Source organism: Pseudomonas sp. ASL3 (genome assembly GCF_056680425.1).
The window spans coordinates 2,707,143-2,726,524 of the sequence record NZ_CM155281.1 but is presented as its reverse complement, the minus strand read 5'-3'; the positions used below and the strand labels follow the sequence as shown (position 1 = coordinate 2,726,524).

Annotated in this window: 15 protein-coding genes and 1 pseudogene; 9 read left to right on the top strand and 7 right to left on the bottom strand. The window is 59.4% G+C overall.

Annotated elements, in window-relative coordinates; translation table 11 throughout:
• Positions 1-114 precede the first annotated feature (114 nt).
• Entirely contained in the window at positions 115-1,545 is a 1,431-nt protein-coding gene (locus AC1MEE_RS12525) for a GGDEF domain-containing protein (RefSeq protein ID WP_480415642.1), read from the bottom strand.
• 476 nt (positions 1,546-2,021) lie between these two features.
• Here AC1MEE_RS12525 and nosP point away from each other — a divergent pair, with 476 nt between their 5' ends.
• The 3 genes from nosP to AC1MEE_RS12510 all read left to right on the top strand — a co-directional run bounded on the left by nosP (position 2,022) and on the right by AC1MEE_RS12510 (position 7,424).
• Positions 2,022-3,185, top strand: coding sequence for a nitric oxide-sensing protein NosP (gene nosP / locus AC1MEE_RS12520; protein WP_480415641.1), 1,164 nt, complete (start codon positions 2,022-2,024; stop codon positions 3,183-3,185).
• Entirely contained in the window at positions 3,115-5,754 is a 2,640-nt protein-coding gene (nahK, locus tag AC1MEE_RS12515; protein WP_480415640.1) for a hybrid sensor histidine kinase/response regulator NahK/ErcS', read from the top strand. The genes nosP and nahK overlap by 71 nt, the downstream gene beginning before the upstream one ends.
• A gap of 485 nt (positions 5,755-6,239) precedes the next feature.
• A complete protein-coding gene (locus AC1MEE_RS12510) occupies positions 6,240-7,424 on the top strand; it encodes a porin (protein WP_480415639.1) in 1,185 nt (394 codons plus the stop codon).
• 404 nt (positions 7,425-7,828) lie between these two features.
• Here AC1MEE_RS12510 and AC1MEE_RS12505 read toward each other — a convergent pair whose 3' ends face one another.
• The 6 genes and pseudogenes from AC1MEE_RS12505 to AC1MEE_RS12480 form a co-directional block, all read right to left on the bottom strand.
• Positions 7,829-8,494 (bottom strand): response regulator, encoded by a 666-nt coding sequence (locus tag AC1MEE_RS12505; RefSeq protein ID WP_480415638.1) that lies wholly within the window; start codon positions 8,492-8,494, stop codon positions 7,829-7,831.
• A gap of 54 nt (positions 8,495-8,548) precedes the next feature.
• Positions 8,549-8,644: pseudogene (locus tag AC1MEE_RS12500) on the bottom strand (PQQ-dependent catabolism-associated CXXCW motif protein); the annotation flags it as partial.
• A 152-nt stretch (positions 8,645-8,796) separates the two neighbouring features.
• A complete protein-coding gene (locus tag AC1MEE_RS12495; protein ID WP_480415637.1) occupies positions 8,797-9,588 on the bottom strand; it encodes an ABC transporter permease in 792 nt (263 codons plus the stop codon).
• On the bottom strand, positions 9,585-10,343 hold the full coding sequence (locus tag AC1MEE_RS12490) for an ABC transporter ATP-binding protein (RefSeq protein WP_480415636.1): 759 nt from the start codon (positions 10,341-10,343) through the stop codon (positions 9,585-9,587). The genes AC1MEE_RS12495 and AC1MEE_RS12490 overlap by 4 nt, the downstream gene beginning before the upstream one ends.
• On the bottom strand, positions 10,340-11,299 hold the full coding sequence (locus AC1MEE_RS12485) for a YVTN family beta-propeller repeat protein (RefSeq protein ID WP_480415635.1): 960 nt from the start codon (positions 11,297-11,299) through the stop codon (positions 10,340-10,342). The genes AC1MEE_RS12490 and AC1MEE_RS12485 overlap by 4 nt, the downstream gene beginning before the upstream one ends.
• 68 nt (positions 11,300-11,367) lie before the next feature.
• Positions 11,368-12,552: an ABC transporter substrate-binding protein gene (locus AC1MEE_RS12480; RefSeq protein ID WP_480415634.1), complete on the bottom strand. Its 1,185-nt coding sequence runs from the start codon at positions 12,550-12,552 to the stop codon at positions 11,368-11,370.
• 225 nt (positions 12,553-12,777) lie between these two features.
• Between AC1MEE_RS12480 and pedF the strand changes: the two genes are divergently transcribed.
• From pedF to pqqB, 6 genes are all read left to right on the top strand, one after another.
• Positions 12,778-13,218, top strand: coding sequence for a cytochrome c-550 PedF (gene pedF / locus AC1MEE_RS12475; RefSeq protein ID WP_480415633.1), 441 nt, complete (start codon positions 12,778-12,780; stop codon positions 13,216-13,218).
• A 23-nt stretch (positions 13,219-13,241) separates the two neighbouring features.
• Complete coding sequence (locus tag AC1MEE_RS12470) at positions 13,242-14,150, top strand: substrate-binding periplasmic protein (RefSeq protein ID WP_480416222.1); 909 nt, start codon at positions 13,242-13,244, stop codon at positions 14,148-14,150.
• A gap of 446 nt (positions 14,151-14,596) precedes the next feature.
• The gene (locus AC1MEE_RS12465; RefSeq protein WP_480415632.1) at positions 14,597-16,390 is read left to right on the top strand and encodes a PQQ-dependent methanol/ethanol family dehydrogenase; all 1,794 of its coding nucleotides are present in this window, start codon (positions 14,597-14,599) and stop codon (positions 16,388-16,390) included.
• Between the two features lie 125 nt (positions 16,391-16,515).
• On the top strand, positions 16,516-18,036 hold the full coding sequence (exaC, locus tag AC1MEE_RS12460) for an acetaldehyde dehydrogenase ExaC (RefSeq protein WP_480415631.1): 1,521 nt from the start codon (positions 16,516-16,518) through the stop codon (positions 18,034-18,036).
• A 260-nt stretch (positions 18,037-18,296) separates the two neighbouring features.
• A complete protein-coding gene (gene pqqA / locus AC1MEE_RS12455; protein ID WP_003253598.1) occupies positions 18,297-18,368 on the top strand; it encodes a pyrroloquinoline quinone precursor peptide PqqA in 72 nt (23 codons plus the stop codon).
• Between the two features lie 63 nt (positions 18,369-18,431).
• Positions 18,432-19,346: a pyrroloquinoline quinone biosynthesis protein PqqB gene (gene pqqB, locus AC1MEE_RS12450; protein ID WP_480415630.1), complete on the top strand. Its 915-nt coding sequence runs from the start codon at positions 18,432-18,434 to the stop codon at positions 19,344-19,346.
• Positions 19,347-19,382: the final 36 nt, after the last annotated feature.

The following is a 19,382-nucleotide window of genomic DNA, read 5'->3' as shown; positions in this document are numbered from 1 at the left end:
CCCTGGTGCAAAGTGGGTGCGAACAAGTCTAGGGCGGGGCGGAGTGGGGATCACTCCGCGTCTTGCGGTCAAACTCGTGGAGGGTGTGTGGATGATCGCAGTCGCCCTCCTGGGTCAGAGTAGAGGTTGGAGGCTGGTTTTGATGGCTGTGATCACACGGTTACGGCCTTGGTGTTTGGCGTGATACAGGCGTTGATCGGCTACACGAAGAATCTCGTCGATGGTGTCGCCGTCGCGGCCGGACTGCGAGACGCCGATGCTCACTGTGACCACGGCTAGCCGCTGCAGGCCGCTCTCAAAGGCAGTATTTGCAACCTCGGTTCGCAGGCGCTCGGCGATTTCGCGCGCGCCTTCGAGTAAAGTCTGAGGCAGCAGTATCATGAACTCTTCCCCGCCCACTCGGGCAACGCCGTCATACGGCCGGATCGAATCGAGGCATTTCTGCACGAACCCCTTGAGGATGTCATCGCCAACCTGATGCCCGAAGCGATCGTTGATGGCCTTGAAATTGTCCAGATCGAGTGCCAGTACGGAGAACGGCGCACTGCCGCGCTCGACCCGGCCAATCTCGCCTTCGACCTGCTCGATGAACCGACGCCGATTGTCCGCGCCCGTCAGTGGATCGGTCGCCGCAAGGTGCCCGAGTTTTTGATTGGTGCGCTGGAGCTCCTGCAGTGCGGTCTCGGTATACGCCATCGCCTCGGCAAGACGCACCATCAGTTCCTCTTGGCTGTAAATTGTCGAGAACGACCGCGTGGAAAGGAACGCCTGCACCACCCCATAGCTCAACAGGAAGAATCCAGCGGCGAAGATCGCATGAGCGAGCCACCACATGTGGTTCCACGGACGCCCGAGGATGAAGGCGAGGGATGACAACGCGAACGCTGTGACCGAAATGGCGAAAATCACCATCAGCGGCGAACGGTTACGGCGCAGCAGGAGCACTATCACGTTCAATGTGGAAAGAACGAGGGCACCGCCTTCCATCGAGAGGCGCACCGCGAGGTTGCCGGCGATCGGCGAATTCGCGACGTACGCCACTGCCAGGTCCACCAGCAGGAACAGACCTATCCAGGTCAACCACCGGCGGGGCTTCATGCGTTGGTCCGCGGCGTCGGGTGGGCGGTGGTATGACAGCAGTCCGACTAACAGCAGAATCGCCATGACCAGTCGGGAGGCTGGTCCATACAGCAGGAACAGCCAGAGATTGTGGTGTGCGAGCCCAGTGAACGCACCATGCAGCGCGTAGATCAGCACAAACCCGAGAAAGCCGAGCGTCATCCATCGCAACAGCGGTTCTCCGGATGACTGGTAGCAGCGCCACGTTACGTAAGTCACAAACAAGCCTTCCAGGGTGGCTGCCGTGATTGCAATTATATGGAACGTGTGGTCCTCGAATATAAGGGTGGGGTCCTGAAAGAAGAACAGGTAGCCAATCAGATAGGCCGGCATAAGCGCAAATCCTGCGAGGAGCAAGCAGGCATACACCTTGATCACGAGATGTATGGCCTCGGGTGGCTCGCTGGCGACGACGATATTGCTCATGGTTCCCTCCAATTTCAATTTGATTTTGCAAATAGCGGCCCGGCGTCGGTTCTAAAGCCGGATACAGGCCAGCGATACCTCGCATCAATGCGCGTAAAAGTGTTGGACGCTTCCCTCCCTGAGTCGACGTGGTCAACGCTGCGGGCAGCTTCCAGCCCTCCCAAGCTTCTTATTGGCTGCCGATTGGCCGTGAGTCTAGACAACATCTATTGCATCCGAAAGCTGCATGACGGATTCCATATTGATATCAGCTACGACGGGACAGCTTAGCGAGCAGCCCGGCGGCCTGCCAGCGGATCATTAACAATCAGCAGGGGGGCGATTCATTGCGAGCGTAGCAGGTCATTGGCCCGTGACGGTCCTCAATGTCGAGATCTCATCCCATCGGAGCGGCTACCCGCTACCCAAGTAGGATACGGGCCCGGTTCCAGTCTTCGTAGACTGGTGTCTCAGACAGCGCACTTGCGGGAGGCGATATGCAGCAAGCCCAGACCGATGGCGTAGTGAGCGCGATGTCGATGGCAACCGAAGCGCATGAGGTGGCACAGGAGCTGGCGCGGCAGCTATTGCATCCGCATCTGGGTTTTGTGCTGTTCTTCTGTTCGGCCGAATACGATTTACAGGCGCTGGGCGCGGCGTTGCAGCAGAACTTCGGCGGGATCCGCCTGGTGGGCTGTACCAGTGCCGGGGAAATCACCCCCGACGGCTATGGCCGAGGCTGCGTGACAGCGGTGGGGTTTGATTATCGGCATTTTTCCATCGCTGCCGAGCTGATCGATGAAATGGAACACTTCAGCCTGATCGACGCGCAGCAAATGGTTGAAAGGCTGGTCGGAGATTGTCGCAGCAACACCCTGGCGCCGATCAAGGGCAACAGTTTCGCGCTGACCCTGCTCGACGGTCTGTCCAGCCGCGAGGAAATGGTCCTCGCCGCGTTGAGTGCGGCCCTGGGCGATATCCCGCACTTCGGCGGCTCTGCCGGAGACGACAACTACCTGACCCATACCCATGTTTATTTCGGCGGTAAATTCCACAGTGGCGCGGCCGTGGTGCTGTTGGTCAATACCTGGCTGGACTTCGAAGTTTTCACCACTCACCACATTTTGCCGCGTGCGGAAAAACTGGTGGTCACCCGTGCGGACAGCACCATGCGGCGGGTTTACGAACTCAATGCCGAGCCTGCGGCCGAGGAATACGCGCAGATCATCGGCGTGCCGGTGGCAGAGCTCAATCACCGGATTTTTGCCGCTCACCCGTTGGCCGTGCGGATCAACGAGCAGTACTACGTCAGGGCCATTCAACAGGTCAACCATGACCTGAGCCTCAGCTTTTACTGCGCGGTGGAGAACGGCATCGTGCTCACGGCCATGACGCCGGGCCCCTTGCTGCCTAACCTGCAGGCGCTGTTCGGCGGCTTGCAGGAGCGTCTGGGTTCGTTGTTGCTGACCATCGGCTGCGACTGTTTCCTGCGGCGCCTGGAGTTGGAAGACGACGGCAGCGTCCAGCAGATCGGCGCCTTCCTGCGCGAGCAGCGGGTGATAGGTTTCAACACCTACGGAGAGCAGTTCAATGGCATGCACATCAACCAGACCTTCACCGGCGTCGCCATCGGACGGAACCGTGCAGCCTTCCCCCGCTGAGTTGCTGGAGCACATCGCGCAACTGCAACAGGACAATCAAAAGTTGCGGCGGATCAACACGGCGCTGATCGAGCGGGTCGAATCCGGTGTTTCGCGGGGCAATGACTCGTATGCAGCCTTTCAGCATTCGGTGGTGCTGGCCGAGCAGGTCAGGGAGCGCACCGATGCGTTGAACCACGCCATGGCAGAGCTCAAGGCCAGCAATCATCTCCTGAGTGAGGCGCGCCTGCGCGCGGAAACGGCGCATCAGCACTTGGTCGATGCCATCGAAAGTATCTCCGATGCGTTCGTGCTGTTCGATGAGGATCAGCGCATCGTGCTGTTCAACAGCCGCTTCAAAGCGTTCTGGGCCAACAGCCGGGTGCGGATCATCGGCGGCATGCGTTTGGCCGAGGTCAAGCGCCTGATGGCCAGTACCGGACTGTTCATCGAGGAACCGCGTTGCAGCGCCGACCAACACCTGCTGTATCGTCTGAACGACGGCCGCTGGTTGCAGGTCAGCGAGCGGCCTACCCGCGAGGGCGGACGGGTGATCCTGTTTACCGACATCACCGAGGTCAAACTCAGCGAAACCGCTCGCCGCGAACAGGCCGTTGCGCAGAAGTCGCACCTGCTGCAGCGCGCTGTCGATAACCTGTCCCAAGGTGTGGCGATGGTCAACGCCGAGGGGATCCTGGAACTGTGGAATCGTCGTTTTCTGGAATTGAGTGGCCTGGCCCCGGTCGCGGCGCATCGGTCCTTCGCGGAGGTAATTGCTGACAGCGAGCTGAATCTACTGACGCCGGCCAGTCGCGACGCCAACGGTCGGGTGATCCATGAACGCGAGCAACGGCTGTTTGACGGGCGGGTGCTGGAAATTCGCACGCATCCATTGCCTACCGGCGGTTTCGTCAACACCTTCACCGACATCACTGAACGCTATCAGCATGCCGAAGCCCTCAGCGAGAGCGAGCGCTGGATTCGCCTGATCACCGACCATGTACCGGCGCTCATCGCCTACCTGAACGCCGACCTGGTCTATGAGTTCACCAACAAGGTGTATGAAGAATGGTACTGCTGGCCGCGCGGCGTGATGCTCGGACAGAGCCTGCGGGAAGTGCACAGCGAAGAGCATTATCAGCGGCTTGAAACCTATGTCGAGCGTGCGCTTTCGGGGGAGAGCGTGACCTTCGAATTCCCGGAGACCAACATCAACAATCAGGAGCGCTACATGCTGCGCTCCTATGTGCCCAATCGTCTGGCCAGTGGCGAAGTGGTCGGCATTTTTGTGTTGATCCGCGATATCACCGAGCGTCGCCGCACCGCCGAAGCGCTGCACCAGGCCTATCAGAACCTCGAACAGCGAGTCCGTGAGCGCACCACCGAGCTGACCACCCTGAACAGTCAATTGCTGCGCGAGATCGACGAACGCACTCGTGTGGAATCGCGCCTGCGTGAAGCCAAGCTCGACGCCGAGCAGGCCAACCTGTCGAAAACCAAATTTCTGGCCGCCGTCAGCCATGACTTGCTTCAGCCGCTCAACGCCGCTCGCCTGTTTACCAGCGCCTTGCTGGAGCGCCGCGAACCGGTGGCCAACGCGATGCTGGTGCGCAATGTCAGCAATTCGCTGGAGGACGTGGAAAATTTGCTCGGCACGCTGGTGGACATCTCCAAGCTCGATGCCGGGGTGATCAAGGCCGATATTGCGCCGTTTGCCCTGAGCGAACTGCTGGAAAACCTGGCCGTCGAGTACTCACAAATCGCCAGCAGCGAGGGTTTGCGCCTGGAGTTCGTGCCCTGTTCGGTGCTGGTACGCAGTGATATCCAGTTGTTGGCGCGGATTCTGCGCAACTTGCTGAGCAATGCCATCCGCTACACCACCACAGGCCGCGTGGTACTGGGTTGCCGTCGGCATCGCCAGCGTCTGTCCATCGAGGTCTGGGACACTGGCATCGGCATTGCCGAGAACAAGCTGGAGGAGATTTTTCAAGAGTTCAAACGCGGCGATGTGCAACGGCCGAATCAGGATCGCGGGCTGGGTCTCGGGCTGGCGATCGTCGAAAAGATCGCGGGAATACTGGGGCACAAGATCAGCGTGCGCTCCTGGCCCGGTAAGGGCTCGATGTTCGCCATTGAGGTACCGGTGACCCTCAGCGCGCCCAAGGCGCAGGTCCAGTTGCACATGAACGAGCCGATGCTGGAACGGCTGCGGGGGGCGCGGATTTGGGTACTCGACAACGATGCAGCGATTTGCGCGGGGATGCGCACGCTGCTGGAAAGCTGGGGCTGTCAGGTGGTGACCGCGCTGTCTGAGCAGGACCTGGCCCGGCAGGTGGAGAACTACCATGCCGACGCCGACCTGCTGATTGCCGATTACCACTTGGACAACGGCAAGAATGGCGTCGATGCCGTGGCCGCGATCAACGCCCGGCGCGGTTCACCCTTGCCGGCGCTGATGATTACTGCCAATTACAGCAATGAACTGAAGTTGCAAATGCGTGAGCTGGGCCACACCTTGATGCACAAACCGGTGCGCCCCATGAAGCTGAAAACCGCGATCAGCCATCTGCTCGGGCAGCAAGCAGATTGAAGCTGTGGGAGATTCCACCCCGTCTTCGACGCCGCGCTGTCGCGCAGCAAACTGGGGGCCTGTAGGAGCTGCCGAAGGCTGCGATAAGGTCGGTACGACCTTCAGCGATCTCAAGAAAGCGACCGGTTCCCGGTCGATCGCAGCCTTCGGCAGCTCCTACAGGGGATCAGCGTTAAGCTGAAAATTTATGCTTTATTTTTCAACGATTTGATCCAAGGTCATCCGCACAAAAACAAACGCCCCGACAAGTCGGGGCGTTTTTGTTTTTGTGGCATCGGTGAGTTGTACTGACACTTGCTGTGATTTAGGCGCGAGGTGCGGTACTTAAGTTGTGCTCCTCGTTTTAGCACGGTCTTACACCGCATTTGACTGGTTATACCCACTGACCTAAAGCACTGAAACATTGCAGCCAAGGCAGTGTATGGCTAGACGCCAGACCTTTTGATAATCGCCTCCGACATCTCGTCCCTGTTGCGGAGCGCGCCATGCACAACAATAAGAATTATCAACGTCGATTCCTGCCGGTGTTCATTGCCGGCCTGTCCACCCTCAGTTTGAGCCAACTGGCCAACGCTGAAATCATGCTATACGACAAGGACCAAACGACATTCTCCACCGATGGCTACATCAACACCTTTTACGTGAACAGCAAAGTTGACCGACCGGGCGATCAGTTCGATCGTAGTCAGGCCCGGGTGAAAATGGGGTTCTTGCCCAACTACCTCGGCTTCAACATGAGCAAGCAAGTGGACGATCTGAAGTTGGGTGCACGAGCGTCGTTCTGGGTCACTATTAACGATAGCCAGACCAATGGCACTGCTACAGCGATCGATGTCCGCCAGTTCTACGGCACAGTCGCCAATGCGGGATGGGGCGAGGTGCTGATCGGTAAGGACTTTGGTCTGTTTGCGCGCTCCAATATCCTGCTCGACGAATTACTCTCCGGCTATGGCCAGGTCAGCGATAGCCTGGGTCTGGTAGACGGTGGCGGGGTGTCTTTCGGCAATATTGGCAGCGGCTATCCCTATCCTTTCCCCACCTCTCAGATCACCTACCGCTCTCCGGTCATGGATGGGTTACGTGTAGCGGTGGGCATCATGGACCCGGTGGACACCAATAACAGCAGCGCGCTGGGCAAGGCTTACCAGAATAATCCGCGGACCGAGAGCGAGGTTACTTACCAGTTCGATGTGGCCGGGGCGAAAATTTACAGCTGGGTCAACGGCAGCTATCAAACCTCTGACAACACCGATCCGAGCGTGAATTCGGTTACGTCGAAAGGGCTGGGTTATGGGGTTCAGGCGAAGATGGGTGGCTTGTCTCTGACCGGTTCGGGTTTCCGGGCCAAGGGTATCAACCCGTTCTTCACCAACAACGCCGGCGAGGCGACTCTGCGTGAAGTAGACAGCGTTGGCTACTTGCTGCAGGGCTCCTACAAACTGGGCAAAAACCGCCTGGCGCTGTCGTACGGCAAGACCAATGACGATGGCAATGGCGTGGTTGGCACCGGCGCCGATTACGACACCCGTGGTATAGCGCTGTTTCATGACGTCAATGACAGCCTCAAACTGGTCGTCGAGTACAACCAGTTCCAAATCAGGGGGCACGAAACCACTGCCCAGAACGAAAACACCGATACCTTTGCCGTGGGTGCCGTCCTGACCTGGTAACGGTCGCGGTATGCCTTGCTCCCACAGAGGATATGCACCCTACTGTGCAGCCTGCGTGGGAGCAGGCTTGCAACTACGCGTCCCGCTGCGAAAGCGCTGGCTCAGCCATCCGCTCTGGCAGTAAGCACATTCCATGTAGGAGATCCCGCCCCGTCTCCGTCTCCGCGCTATCGCGCAGCAAACACGGCCCCTGTAGGAGCTGCCGAAGGCTGCGAAAGGCCGGGGCCGCGCTCGACCGGACGACCTTTAGCGGTCTCAAGAACGCGACCGGTTCCCGGTCGATCGCAGCCTTCGGCAGCTCCTACATGAGTTCTGTATGCAGCAATCTGTGGCGGATCTCGGACCCGGTGGGAGCGGACTTGTCCGCGAATGATGCGACTCGGTGCGTCGGTAACTCCGCCTTCTCAACGCCGCAGATAAGCCGCGAAATCGATATCCCCGGCGCTGAGAATCGCCTGGACGCGGTTGTGCACGTTGAGCTTGCGCAGGATTGCCGAGACGTGGGCCTTGACCGTGGTTTCGGCAATTTCCAGGGTGTAGGCGATCTGTTTGTTCGATTCGCCCTTGGTCATCCGTTCCAGCACCATCAATTGCTTGCGGGTCAGGGCTTGCAGCAGTTCGGGGGGGAAGCTTGGCGCGTTGTTCATGCTGCGTCGGGTACCGCTCGTCTGCGAACGGATAATGTCCGAGGGCAGGTAGACATTGCCGCTCAGGATCTGCTTGATCGCTTCAGTCATCTGCGCCCGTGGCGAAGACTTGGTGATAAAGCCCACTGCACCATAAGTAATCGCCTGCAGCACGATCTGTTTGTCTTGTTCGGCCGACACGATCACTACCGGGATGGTCGGCGCCTCGTTGCGCAGGTTGATCAGGCCATTGAGGCCGTGCATGCCTGGCATGTTCAAGTCGAGCAGAATCAGATCAAGGTCGTCGTGCTGCTGGGTCAGTTGCAGCGCGCTTTCCAGATCGGCAGTCTCCATCACTTCGCTGCCAGGAAAACCGTCGCTGATCACGTTGGCAATGGCTTCGCGAAACAGAGGGTGGTCGTCGGCAATCAGAATTTTGTACATGGCCTTTCACCTCGTTATTTTGATTATAGTGTGGCGGCGGGGCGCGTCTGTTATTCAGGGAAAAGGCTCAGGTTGAGCCGGTTGCACCGGAAGATCGGCTGCTTGCCAGGCATCGAGACCATCACGGTACCAATAGAGATCGCTATAGCCCGTGACATACGGGATACGGGGCACGCAGCATAAGGAGTCGTTCCTTTTGTTATAGCTGTATTACATGTCACTGCCGGTGCTTTGTGAATGCGACGATAGACAGCAAAACCAGTACTAAAGTACTGGTTTTACTCTGCTTGAGCGCTGTGTACTCAGGTTGCCCGACGCAACGCCGCGTGTTGAGGGTTGAAGGTCAGCACCGCCAGCAACGAAAACAGCAGACACAGGCCCAGACATACCGCCAGTGCCAGTGGATTGAAGCGTTCATACAAGGCGAAGCGCACCAGCTCTACCGCGTGGGTGAAAGGGTTAAGGGCGCACAACCAGTACAGCCATTCGCTGGCTTCGCGCATTTTCCACAGCGGGTAGAGCGCCGAGGACAGGAAAAACAGTGGGAAGATCACGAAATTCATCACCCCGGCGAAGTTCTCCAATTGGCGGATGGCGTTGGACAAAAGCAGCCCAAGTGCGCTGAGCATCAAGGCCACCAGCAACATGGCCGGCAAGGCTGCCAGCAGGCCCCAGGCGGGCGGTTGCACGCCATAGATCCAGGCAATGGCCAGAAAGGCATAGACCTGGAGCAGGGAGATCAACGAGGTGGCGAGCAGTTTGCTGGCCAGTAAAAAAGCGCGCGGCAGCGGGCTGGTCAACAGTACGCGCATGCTGCCCATTTCCCGGTCATAGACCATCGACAGCGAGCCTTGCATACCATTGAACAGCAGGATCATGCAGGCCAACCCCGGAATGATGTAGACCTCATACGGGATGTAGGTGTCATAGGGCTCGATGATCGCGATGCCCAGCGCGGCACGGAACCCGGCGGCAAACACCAGCAGCCAGAGCAGGGGCCGCACCAGTGCACTGAGAAAACGCGTGCGCTGCAGAATGAACCTGAGCCATTCGCGCAGAACGATGCCGCTAAAACAGTGCCAATAAGCGTTCATCCGTTCGCTCCTGCCGTGGGCGCGCCTTGCGCTGTGGGTAACGTAGTCAAACGGTGAAACGCGGTGCCCAGTTCGCCGCCATGTTCGGCGCTCACCGCAGCGGCCTGACCCGACGCCACCAGGCGGCCTTGATGCAGGATCAGCAAGTCATCCTCCATCTGCACTTCATCGAGCAAATGGGTGGCCCAGAGCACGCTGATTTCCTGTTCGCGGCACAGGTTGCGTACATGGTGACCGAGCGCCAGACGGCTGGCCGGATCGAGGCCGACGCTGGCTTCATCGAGCAATAACAGGCGTGGTTCATGCAGCAGCGCGCGGGCAATTTCTATCCGTCGGCGATGGCCACCATTCAGCTCGCGAACCCGTTCACGCCGCCGTTCAGTCAGTTGCTGTCGGGCCAGTTCGTCTTCGACCCGGCGGTTCGCCTGACGTCCGGACATCCCATGCAGCGCAGCGTGGTAGCGCAGGTTCTGTTCGACACTCAGGTCCAGATCCAGTGTGCTTTGCTGAAACACTACGCCCAACTGGCGCAAGGCCGGGCGCGGGGTGTGACGAAGCGAACTGCCGCCGACGCGGATCTCCCCGCGCTGCAGGTCGTACAGTCGGGTCAGCAGCGCGATCAAGGTCGACTTGCCCGCGCCATTGGGGCCGAGCAGCGCCGCGAAACGTCCGGGTGCGAGGCTGAACGCTACATGACGCAGCGCCTCGCGCGGACCATAGGCGAAACTGAGGTCATCCACTTCAAGGGCATTCATGGGGTGACCACCACGCCCCACGGATAACGGCCGACCTTGATCGACTTGGTCACCTTGAGGCTGTTGACATCGATCACTGATACGTCGCCGCTCACACCATTGGTGGCGAGCAATTGGCTTTGGTCTGGGGTAAAGGACATCTGCCAGACCCGACGGCCCACCAGCAAGTAGTCAAGGACCTCAAGCGTTTTGGCATCGACCACTGCTACATGGTTGGCCGGGCCCAGTGCGACGAACGCGTAGCGGCCATCGGCACTGAGCTTGATGCCCACGGGCTGGACCTTGTCCGGGTGCACACCCTTGATCTGGAAGGTCAGGGTCTTGAGGATCTTGCGGGTGGACACGTCGATCACGCTGACGGTGCCGCCCACTTCTGCCGAGGCCCATAGTCGGGAGCCGTCCTTGTTGAATTCGACGAACCGGGGTCGTTGATCCACCAGGGTGCTATCCGTCAGGGTCTGGGTGCTGGTGTCAATCCAATGCAGCATGTTCGTGGTTTCACTGGTGTTGACTGCCCATTTGCCGTCAGGGCTGACGGCCATGCCTTCGGGCTCGACGCCGACATCGACTTGCGCCAGCACCTTGGAGGTATCGGTGTCGATCACGGTCACCAGCGCATCGTCTTCGTTGGAGACATACAGCCAGCGGTCATTGGGGTGCAGGGCGAATTGCTCAGGGTCTTTGCCGGAGGGCAACTCTTTGATGATCTTGTGGGTGGCGACGTCCATGACCTGCACGCGGTCGGAGTCGCTGGCGCAGATGTACAGCAGCTTATTGTCGTGGGATAGCAACAGCCCCCTCGGACGCAGCCCCACGGGCAGGGTTTCGGTGACCTGCAGGGTGTTCATGTCGATCAGGCTCAGGCTGTTGTCTTTTTCGTTGGAAATATAGGCGGTGGCCGCCAGGCTTTGCCCCATGACGAGCAGCAGGGCAGTGGCTATCAGGGTGCGGCGCATGGCGTGTTCCTTTTTGTTGGACTTTCTTGTTGGTGTTCTTCGTTGGAATGGTTTGTTGGCGAGTCGAGTCATTCGAAGTGGCAGGTCACTTCAGGCTTGTCGTAGCCCAGGGTGTCGAGTTCAGTCACCGGATGCAGGAAGCCATCCTGGGGTGAGGTGCTGACCAGCGCCCGGGGCTGAACGATAGGAATCGGTTGGCGCAATTGGCCATTCCACGCGCGATAGCTGAGCTTGCGGCCCTTGAAACCATCCAGCGGTAACTGGTCGCTCAGTTCCATGCGGCGAATGATCATGGGATCGGTCTGGCGCGACTTGGTCACTGCGCTGGCAATACTGCGCACGGCCATCCAGGCGGCGAAATCCCGATCATTCATCCAGCGTCCGGCCAGGGCTTCGAAGCGTTTTTGCAGCTGCGCGGCGCCGTAGGTTTCCACGGTCTTGTGCCATCCCACCGGGGTCAGCCCTTGAGTGCCCGCTACCGGGCGCGGATACCAGGTCTGGTAAGGCACGTATTCACCAAAGTCGCCGCGTTCGTCCGCCACCAGCACCACGTCGTATTCAGTGGTCTGGGTGAACAACGGCATATCGGCTTGGGCGCTGCGGCGCTGGTCGTTGTCAAAGCTCCAGGCTTTCTCGGCGACGATCGTGTGGCCAAAGCGTTTGGCGGCACGGCGCAAGGCGGCGGCATAAGCCTGATCGTCCGGGGTCTGGCCGACAATCAGCAGCCAGCGGTTCCAGCGCCGTACGGTGAGGAATTGCGCGAGGGCGTCGGCGAGCATGGCCCGGCTCGGCAGGCTGTGCAGCACGTTGTTCAGGCAGGCCGTGCTGCGCAGGCTGTCATCGGCGCTACCGGCATTGAACAACAGGCTGTCGGGCAGGGCGGCACTCAGTTGGCGCAGGGTGTCGGCGGGGGCGTTGACGACAAACAACCGCAAGCCTTCTTGATGCAGCGCCTGTGCCGCTTCGAGCAACGCTTGCGGGCTGTCGGCGGTGGCGGCGTGCAGGTTGTAGCTGTGCTTGAGAAAGCGCCCGGTGCTGTTGCTGTCGATGATCGCCAGCTCGGCGCCGCGCAGCCCGGCGTCACGGGGTTCCGGGATGACGTTCGAGAGCACGGGGCCGGTGTCGGGCATAAAGGCCAAATAGCCGATTTCAACCTTGAGCGGTTCATCGGCGGCTTGGCTTTGGGTCGCCAGCAAGGCTGCCGTGGCGATGGCGAGCAGGTAGAACAATCCGTAACTGACAAGCTGGCGCATGGGGTGACTCCACTACAGGTAGCGCCAGCATAGGAACCGATCAGGCCCAGGGAAATATGCAGAAGGTACCAGTCTGCCAGTACCAAGGGAGTAGGCCCGTGAGCCGGCTTTATACGCCTTACTACCAAGGGAGGAGAAGGCGGCCACCAAAGCAGCATTCGGCTGCACGAGCGTGGTTCATAAGATGGCGGCAGAGTATTTGCGTGCAATCCTGAGGGCATAACAATGACAACAAAACACAACGCTTTACTGATCGTGGGTTTGATCGCCGGCCTGGTCGGCAGTGGTCTGGTCTCGGCTCATGGCAACGTCGTGCCGCAAGCGGTGGCCACCGAAGGTCTGACTCCACTGGGCCCTGAGTGGCGCAGCGAAAACCCTTATCGGGACTCCAAGGAGCATGACCGGGCGCTGGAAATCGGCTCGTCCGCCTACAACCAGAACTGCGCGGCCTGTCATGGCCTGGAAGTCATCTCCGGTGGCATCGCCCCTGATCTGCGCAAGCTGGATGTCGGCGCGGCAGGTGATGAGTGGTTCGTCGAACGGGTGCGAAACGGGGCCGTGCGTGATGGTCGGGTGTACATGCCGAAGATGGCCGATTACTTGAGCCAGGAAGCGCTTTGGGCCATACGGACCTATCTGGACAGCGTACACATCGACGGGGAGTGACGGCCATGCGGTTGTTCGCGCTGATGTTGAACAGGCAGTCAAACAGACAGGCGAACAGACTGTTGAATAGCCTGTTGTTGAGCGGCCTGCTGCTGTGTTGCCAGGCGCTGCAGGCGCAAGTTCGCAGCTACGACACGATGATCGAATCCGGGGTGCTCAAGGTCGCGGTCTATGAAGATTTCGCGCCTTACAGCTTCCAGGACAATCAGCAGCCGCGCGGCGTCGATGTCGACCTCGCCGCGGCCTTGGCCAAGGCCCTCGGCGTGCGCCTGGAATTGCTCTGGGCGCCCCCGGGGGAAAAGCTCGACGATGATTTGCGCGACTCCATCTGGCGCGGCAGCAACCTGCGGCACCAGCAGTTGGCCGATGTGATGATGCGGGTGCCCTATGACCGGGATTACTCGCTCAAACGCAACGATCAGGGCGAGTTGGAAAGCGGTCATGTGGTGATGTTCGGTCCCTACCAGAGCGAATGGTGGCAGGTCGCCTATGACCGCCGACGAATGGACGCGGTGCCCAGCGTCGCGGTATTTCAGGAGCATCCCATCGGCGTCGAAGTGGACAGCGTTCCGTCGTTCTACCTGACGTCGGTGTTCAACGGCATGCTCAGCGCCAAAACCCACCACTATCCCAGCGTGCAGCAGGCGTTTGTCGCGATGCAGGGCGCCGAGGTCGACGCGGTGATGGGGATGCGCGGGGAAATCGACTGGCAAATGCACCAGGCCCATGATTCAAACCTGGCGCTGGCGGAAAACGCTTACCCGAACATGGGACGGCAACGTTGGGAAATCGGCATGGCGGTGCATGAAAGCAACCATCAGATGGCCTATGCCCTGGAGGAAGCCCTGGAAACCCTGATCCGCGACGGCAGCGTGCAAAAGATCTATGCCAGTTACGGTCTGCGTTACGAGGTCCCGGAGATGTATCAATAGGAGATCCCGCCCCGTCTTCGGCGCCGCGCTGTCGCGCGGCAAACACGTTGCTGGGTTCACCCTGAACCCCTGTGGGAGCAATCGGGGCGCGTAGTCTCATTCGCGAAGGCGTCGGCACATCCAGCATTGTCGGCGCCTGATAGACCGTATTCGCGAATAAATTCGCTCCCACATTGATCCCGCATTCCAAAAAATAATCTTTTAAACCCAATGGGTTATCTTCTGTTTGATGGGAGCTGCCGAAGGCTGCGAAAGGCCGGGGTCGCGCGCTATGAAAAACACCACATGCAACGGGTCGACGACCGGCCATAAACCGGTCCACCTACTAAGGAACTAGAAAACTCCACATTGCGGGCAATTGTTGTCAAGGCGTCCACCATCAAGAATCTGCGACAGACCGGGACACTTTCCCGAACACAACAAAAAAAAACGCAGAGGTAGCCTTCATGACCCAAGCCGCACGTCGCCAACCCTTCGCTCTGAGCCTGCTCTTGAGTGCCATGCTGCTGTCAGGCACCGCCCTGGCCGGGGTGACAGACCAGGAGATTCTCAACGATCCGAAGAACCCGGAGCAGATCGTCACCAACGGTCTTGGGGTTCAGGGTCAGCGCTACAGCCCGCTGGACATCATCAATACCGACAACGTCAAGGATCTGCGTCCGGTCTGGGCCTTCTCCTTCGGCGGTGAAAAGCAGCGCGGACAGCAAGCGCAGCCGATGATCAAGGACGGGGTGATGTACCTGACAGGCTCTTACTCGCGAGTGTTCGCAGTCGATGCGCGCACCGGCAAGAAGCTCTGGCAATACGATGCGCGCCTGCCGGATGACATTCGTCCCTGCTGCGATGTGATCAACCGCGGTGTAGCGCTGTATGGCGACCTGGTCTACTTCGGCACCCTCGACGCCAAGTTGGTGGCCTTGAACAAGACCACCGGCAAAGTGGTCTGGAGCAAGCAAGTCGCCGATCACAAAGCCGGTTATTCGATCAGCGCCGCGCCGCTTGTGGTCAACGGCAAATTGATTACCGGGGTTGCCGGTGGCGAGTTCGGCGTGGTCGGCAAAATCGAGGCCTACGATCCGAAGAACGGCGACCTGCTGTGGACCCGGCCCACCGTGGAAGGTCACATGGGTTACGTCTACAAGGATGGCAAGGCCATCGAAAACGGCATTTCCGGCGGCGAGGCGGGCAAGACCTGGCCCGGTGATCTTTGGAAAACCGGTGGTGCGGCACCTTGGCTGGGCGGCTACTACGACCCGGAAACCAACCAATTGTTCTTCGGTACCGGCAACCCGTCACCGTGGAACTCGCACCTGCGCCCTGGCGACAACCTGTTCTCGTCTTCGCGCCTGTCGCTCAACCCGGACGACGGCAGCATCAACTGGCACTTCCAGAGCACGCCCCATGATGGCTGGGACTATGACGGCGTCAACGAGCTGATCTCGTTCAACTATCAGGAAAATGGCAAAACCGTTCAGGCCGCAGCCACGGCTGACCGAAACGGTTTTTTCTACGTGCTCAACCGCACCAATGGCAAATTCATTCGCGGCTTCCCCTTTGTCGACAAGATCACCTGGGCGACCGGGCTGGATAAGAACGGCCGGCCGCTCTACAACGAGGCCAGTCGTCCTGGCGCTCCTGGCGCTCCTGGCGCTTCGGGCGGCGAAACCAAAGGGACTTCAGTGTTTGTCGCACCCGCTTTCCTCGGTGCGAAGAACTGGATGCCCATGGCCTACAGCCAGGACACCAAGTTGTTCTACGTGCCGTCCAACGAGTGGGGCATGGAGATCTGGAACGAGGACATCACCTACAAGAAAGGCGCGGCGTTCATCGGTGCTGGCTTCACGATCAAACCGCTTAACGAGGACTACATCGGCGTACTGCGCGCGATCGACCCGGTAACTGGCAAGGAAGTCTGGCGGCATAAGAACTACGCGCCACTGTGGGGTGGGGTCATGGCCACCAAAGGCAACCTGGTGTTTACCGGCAACCCTGAGGGCTTCCTCCAGGCATTCAATGCCAAGACTGGCGAGAAGGTCTGGGAGTTCCAGACCGGCTCCGGCGTCCTGGGTTCTCCTGTCACCTGGGAAATGGATGGCGAACAGTACATCTCCGTGCTGTCCGGTTGGGGTGGCGCAGTGCCGTTGTGGGGCGGTGAAGTGGCCAAGCGAATCAAAGACTTCAACCAGGGCGGCATGCTCTGGACCTTCAAATTGCCCAAAGAGTTAGTGGCCAAGCACTGAGGTTGATCGGTGGGGTCACGACGCGATGTTTCTGACCCCACACGCTTCACTGTTTTTTTACGACCCAATAATCCCCTTGTTGCCTGTTCAACCGACAGGCAACGACCCGTATAGAGGCTTTAATCATGATCTACGCACAACCCGGAACCCCAGGCGCTGTTGTTTCCTTCAAACCGCGCTATGGCAATTACATCGGCGGTGAGTTCGTGGCACCGGTCAATGGCGAATACTTCACCAATACATCGCCCATCAACGGTGAAGTGATCGCCGAATTCCCGCGCTCCACCGCCGCTGATATCGAGCTCGCGCTGGATGCTGCTCACGCCGCTGCCGATGCCTGGGGCAAGACCTCGGCACAGGATCGTTCGCTGGTGCTGCTGAAAATTGCCGACCGCATCGAACAGAATCTTGAAGTGCTGGCCGTTACCGAAACCTGGGACAACGGCAAAGCCGTGCGCGAAACCCTGAACGCTGACGTACCGCTGGCCGCCGATCACTTCCGTTATTTCGCCGGTTGCATCCGGGCTCAGGAAGGCGGTGCCGCAGAGATCAACGAGCTGACCACGGCCTACCACTTCCACGAACCGCTGGGCGTGGTCGGGCAAATCATCCCCTGGAACTTCCCACTGCTGATGGCGGCCTGGAAACTGGCGCCTGCGCTGGCAGCAGGCAACTGCGTGGTGCTCAAGCCGGCCGAGCAGACCCCGCTATCGATCATGGTGTTCGCCGAGCTGATCAACGATCTGCTGCCGCCTGGCGTGCTGAACATCGTTCAGGGGTTTGGCCGCGAAGCCGGTGAGGCCCTGGCCACCAGCAAACGCATCGCCAAGATCGCGTTCACCGGCTCTACGCCCGTAGGCGCGCACATCATGCATTGTGCGGCCGAGAACATCATTCCGAGTACCGTGGAGCTGGGTGGCAAGTCGCCGAATATCTTCTTTGAAGACATTATGCAGGCCGAACCGCAGTTCATCGAAAAGGCCGCCGAAGGCCTGGTGCTGGCGTTCTTCAACCAGGGTGAAGTCTGCACCTGCCCATCGCGAGCACTGATCCAGGAGTCGATCTACGAGTCGTTCATGGTCGAAGTGATGAAGAAGATCGTCAAGATCAAACGCGGCAATCCGCTGGACACCGAGACCATGGTCGGCGCTCAGGCTTCAGAGCAGCAATACGACAAGATTCTTTCGTACTTGCAGATTGCTCAGGAGGAGGGTGCCGTGCTGTTGACCGGCGGCGCGGCGGAACGTCTGGAAGGCGATCTTTCCAGTGGCTATTACATCCAGCCGACGCTGCTCAAGGGCAATAACAAGATGCGCGTGTTCCAGGAGGAGATCTTTGGCCCGGTCGTAGGCATCACCACCTTCAAGGACGAGGCCGAAGCCCTGGCAATCGCCAACGACAGCGAGTTCGGTCTTGGTGCCGGTCTCTGGACCCGCGACATCAACCGCGCCTATCGCATGGGTCGGGCGATCAAGGCCGGTCGCGTCTGGACCAACTGCTACCACCTGTACCCGGCGCATGCCGCGTTCGGCGGCTACAAGAAATCCGGCGTTGGCCGTGAGAACCACAAGATGATGCTCGACCACTACCAGCAAACCAAAAACCTGCTGGTCAGCTACGACATCAATCCGATGGGCTTTTTCTGATCTAAAAGCTTCGCGGGCAAGCCTGCTCCCACAGTCTGCAGCAATACGCAAAACTGTAGGAGCTGACTTGTCTGCGATAAGGTCGGCACGACCTTCCTACGCCCTGTGGGCAGACGCGGATCTCGATTCACCGCAAATTCGATGCATCACCCCCTACCAACGCACCCCCCAAACACCCCCCAAAGTAGCATTCGAACATTCACCCCCGCGTGTATTAATTGACTCACCGGAATTGACCGGCCCAAGAAGAGGATTGACCTATGTGGACCAAACCCGCGTTTACCGATCTGCGTATCGGCTTTGAAGTGACGATGTATTTCGCCAACCGTTGATCATTCAAGTCCCGGCCAATCGTTGCATTGGCCGGGGCATCTCCTGTTCGTTGGAGCACTGTTATGCTCATCCAGATTCTCGGGTCGGCCGCCGGTGGCGGTTTCCCCCAATGGAACTGCAACTGTCGCAATTGCGCGGGTGTGCGCGATGGCAGTGTGCGGGCTGAACGGCGAACCCAGTCCTCGATCGCGCTGAGCGACAAGGGCCAGGATTGGATTCTGTGCAACGCCTCGCCGGACATTCGTGCCCAGCTCGAGGCCACCCCTGTACTGCAACCGGCCCGACGCGTGCGTGATACGGCGATTGGCGCCATCGTCCTGCTCGACAGCCAGATCGATCACTGCACAGGGTTACTCAGCCTGCGCGAAGGCTGCCCGCATGACGTCTGGTGTACCGAAATGGTCCATCAAGACCTGAGCAGCGGCTTTCCTCTCTTCACGATGCTCAGCCACTGGAATGGCGGTCTGCGCTGGCAGCCCATCGAACTGTCTGAAATGGCCTTCAGCATCCCGGCCTGTCCAGACTTGCGCTTGACAGCGATTCCTCTGCGCAGCAGCGCCCCCCCTTATTCACCGCACCGCGGCAATCCCCACCCCGGCGACAACATCGGCCTGTTCATCGAAGACCTGAGCAGCGGCGGCACGCTGTTCTATGCGCCTGGCCTGGGGCAGGTCGACGACGCGCTTTTGAGCTGGATGCGCCGGGCCGATTGCCTGCTGGTGGATGGCACGCTGTGGCGCGACGACGAAATGTGCGTGTGCGAGGTGGGCGACAAGCTGGGCAGCGAGATGGGGCACCTGCCGCAAAGCGGGCCAGGTGGCATGCTCGAAGTGCTTGATGGTCTACCGCAGGCGCGCAAGATTCTGATCCATATCAACAACACCAACCCGATTCTCGACTGTGATTCCGTCGAGCGGGCGCTGCTTGAGCGACGAGGCATTGAAGTGGCCTTCGATGGCATGAGCATCACCTTGTAACGCTTGGCAACAGACCACAACAACAATAAGGAGTTT

What these genes read in the sequence shown, in the direction of transcription:
- AC1MEE_RS12510 (WP_480415639.1), top strand. Translation starts at nt 6,240, where the DNA reads ATGCACAACAATAAGAATTATCAACGTCGATTCCTGCCGGTGTTCATT.
- AC1MEE_RS12490 (WP_480415636.1), bottom strand. Translation starts at nt 10,343, where the DNA reads ATGAATGCCCTTGAAGTGGATGACCTCAGTTTCGCCTATGGTCCGCGC.
- AC1MEE_RS12485 (WP_480415635.1), bottom strand. Translation starts at nt 11,299, where the DNA reads ATGCGCCGCACCCTGATAGCCACTGCCCTGCTGCTCGTCATGGGGCAA.
- AC1MEE_RS12480 (WP_480415634.1), bottom strand. Translation starts at nt 12,552, where the DNA reads ATGCGCCAGCTTGTCAGTTACGGATTGTTCTACCTGCTCGCCATCGCC.
- AC1MEE_RS12505 (WP_480415638.1), bottom strand. Translation starts at nt 8,494, where the DNA reads ATGTACAAAATTCTGATTGCCGACGACCACCCTCTGTTTCGCGAAGCC.
- pedF (WP_480415633.1), top strand. Translation starts at nt 12,778, where the DNA reads ATGACAACAAAACACAACGCTTTACTGATCGTGGGTTTGATCGCCGGC.
- exaC (WP_480415631.1), top strand. Translation starts at nt 16,516, where the DNA reads ATGATCTACGCACAACCCGGAACCCCAGGCGCTGTTGTTTCCTTCAAA.
- pqqB (WP_480415630.1), top strand. Translation starts at nt 18,432, where the DNA reads ATGCTCATCCAGATTCTCGGGTCGGCCGCCGGTGGCGGTTTCCCCCAA.
- nosP (WP_480415641.1), top strand. Translation starts at nt 2,022, where the DNA reads ATGCAGCAAGCCCAGACCGATGGCGTAGTGAGCGCGATGTCGATGGCA.
- AC1MEE_RS12495 (WP_480415637.1), bottom strand. Translation starts at nt 9,588, where the DNA reads ATGAACGCTTATTGGCACTGTTTTAGCGGCATCGTTCTGCGCGAATGG.
- nahK (WP_480415640.1), top strand. Translation starts at nt 3,115, where the DNA reads ATGGCATGCACATCAACCAGACCTTCACCGGCGTCGCCATCGGACGGA.
- AC1MEE_RS12525 (WP_480415642.1), bottom strand. Translation starts at nt 1,545, where the DNA reads ATGAGCAATATCGTCGTCGCCAGCGAGCCACCCGAGGCCATACATCTC.
- AC1MEE_RS12470 (WP_480416222.1), top strand. Translation starts at nt 13,242, where the DNA reads ATGTTGAACAGGCAGTCAAACAGACAGGCGAACAGACTGTTGAATAGC.
- AC1MEE_RS12465 (WP_480415632.1), top strand. Translation starts at nt 14,597, where the DNA reads ATGACCCAAGCCGCACGTCGCCAACCCTTCGCTCTGAGCCTGCTCTTG.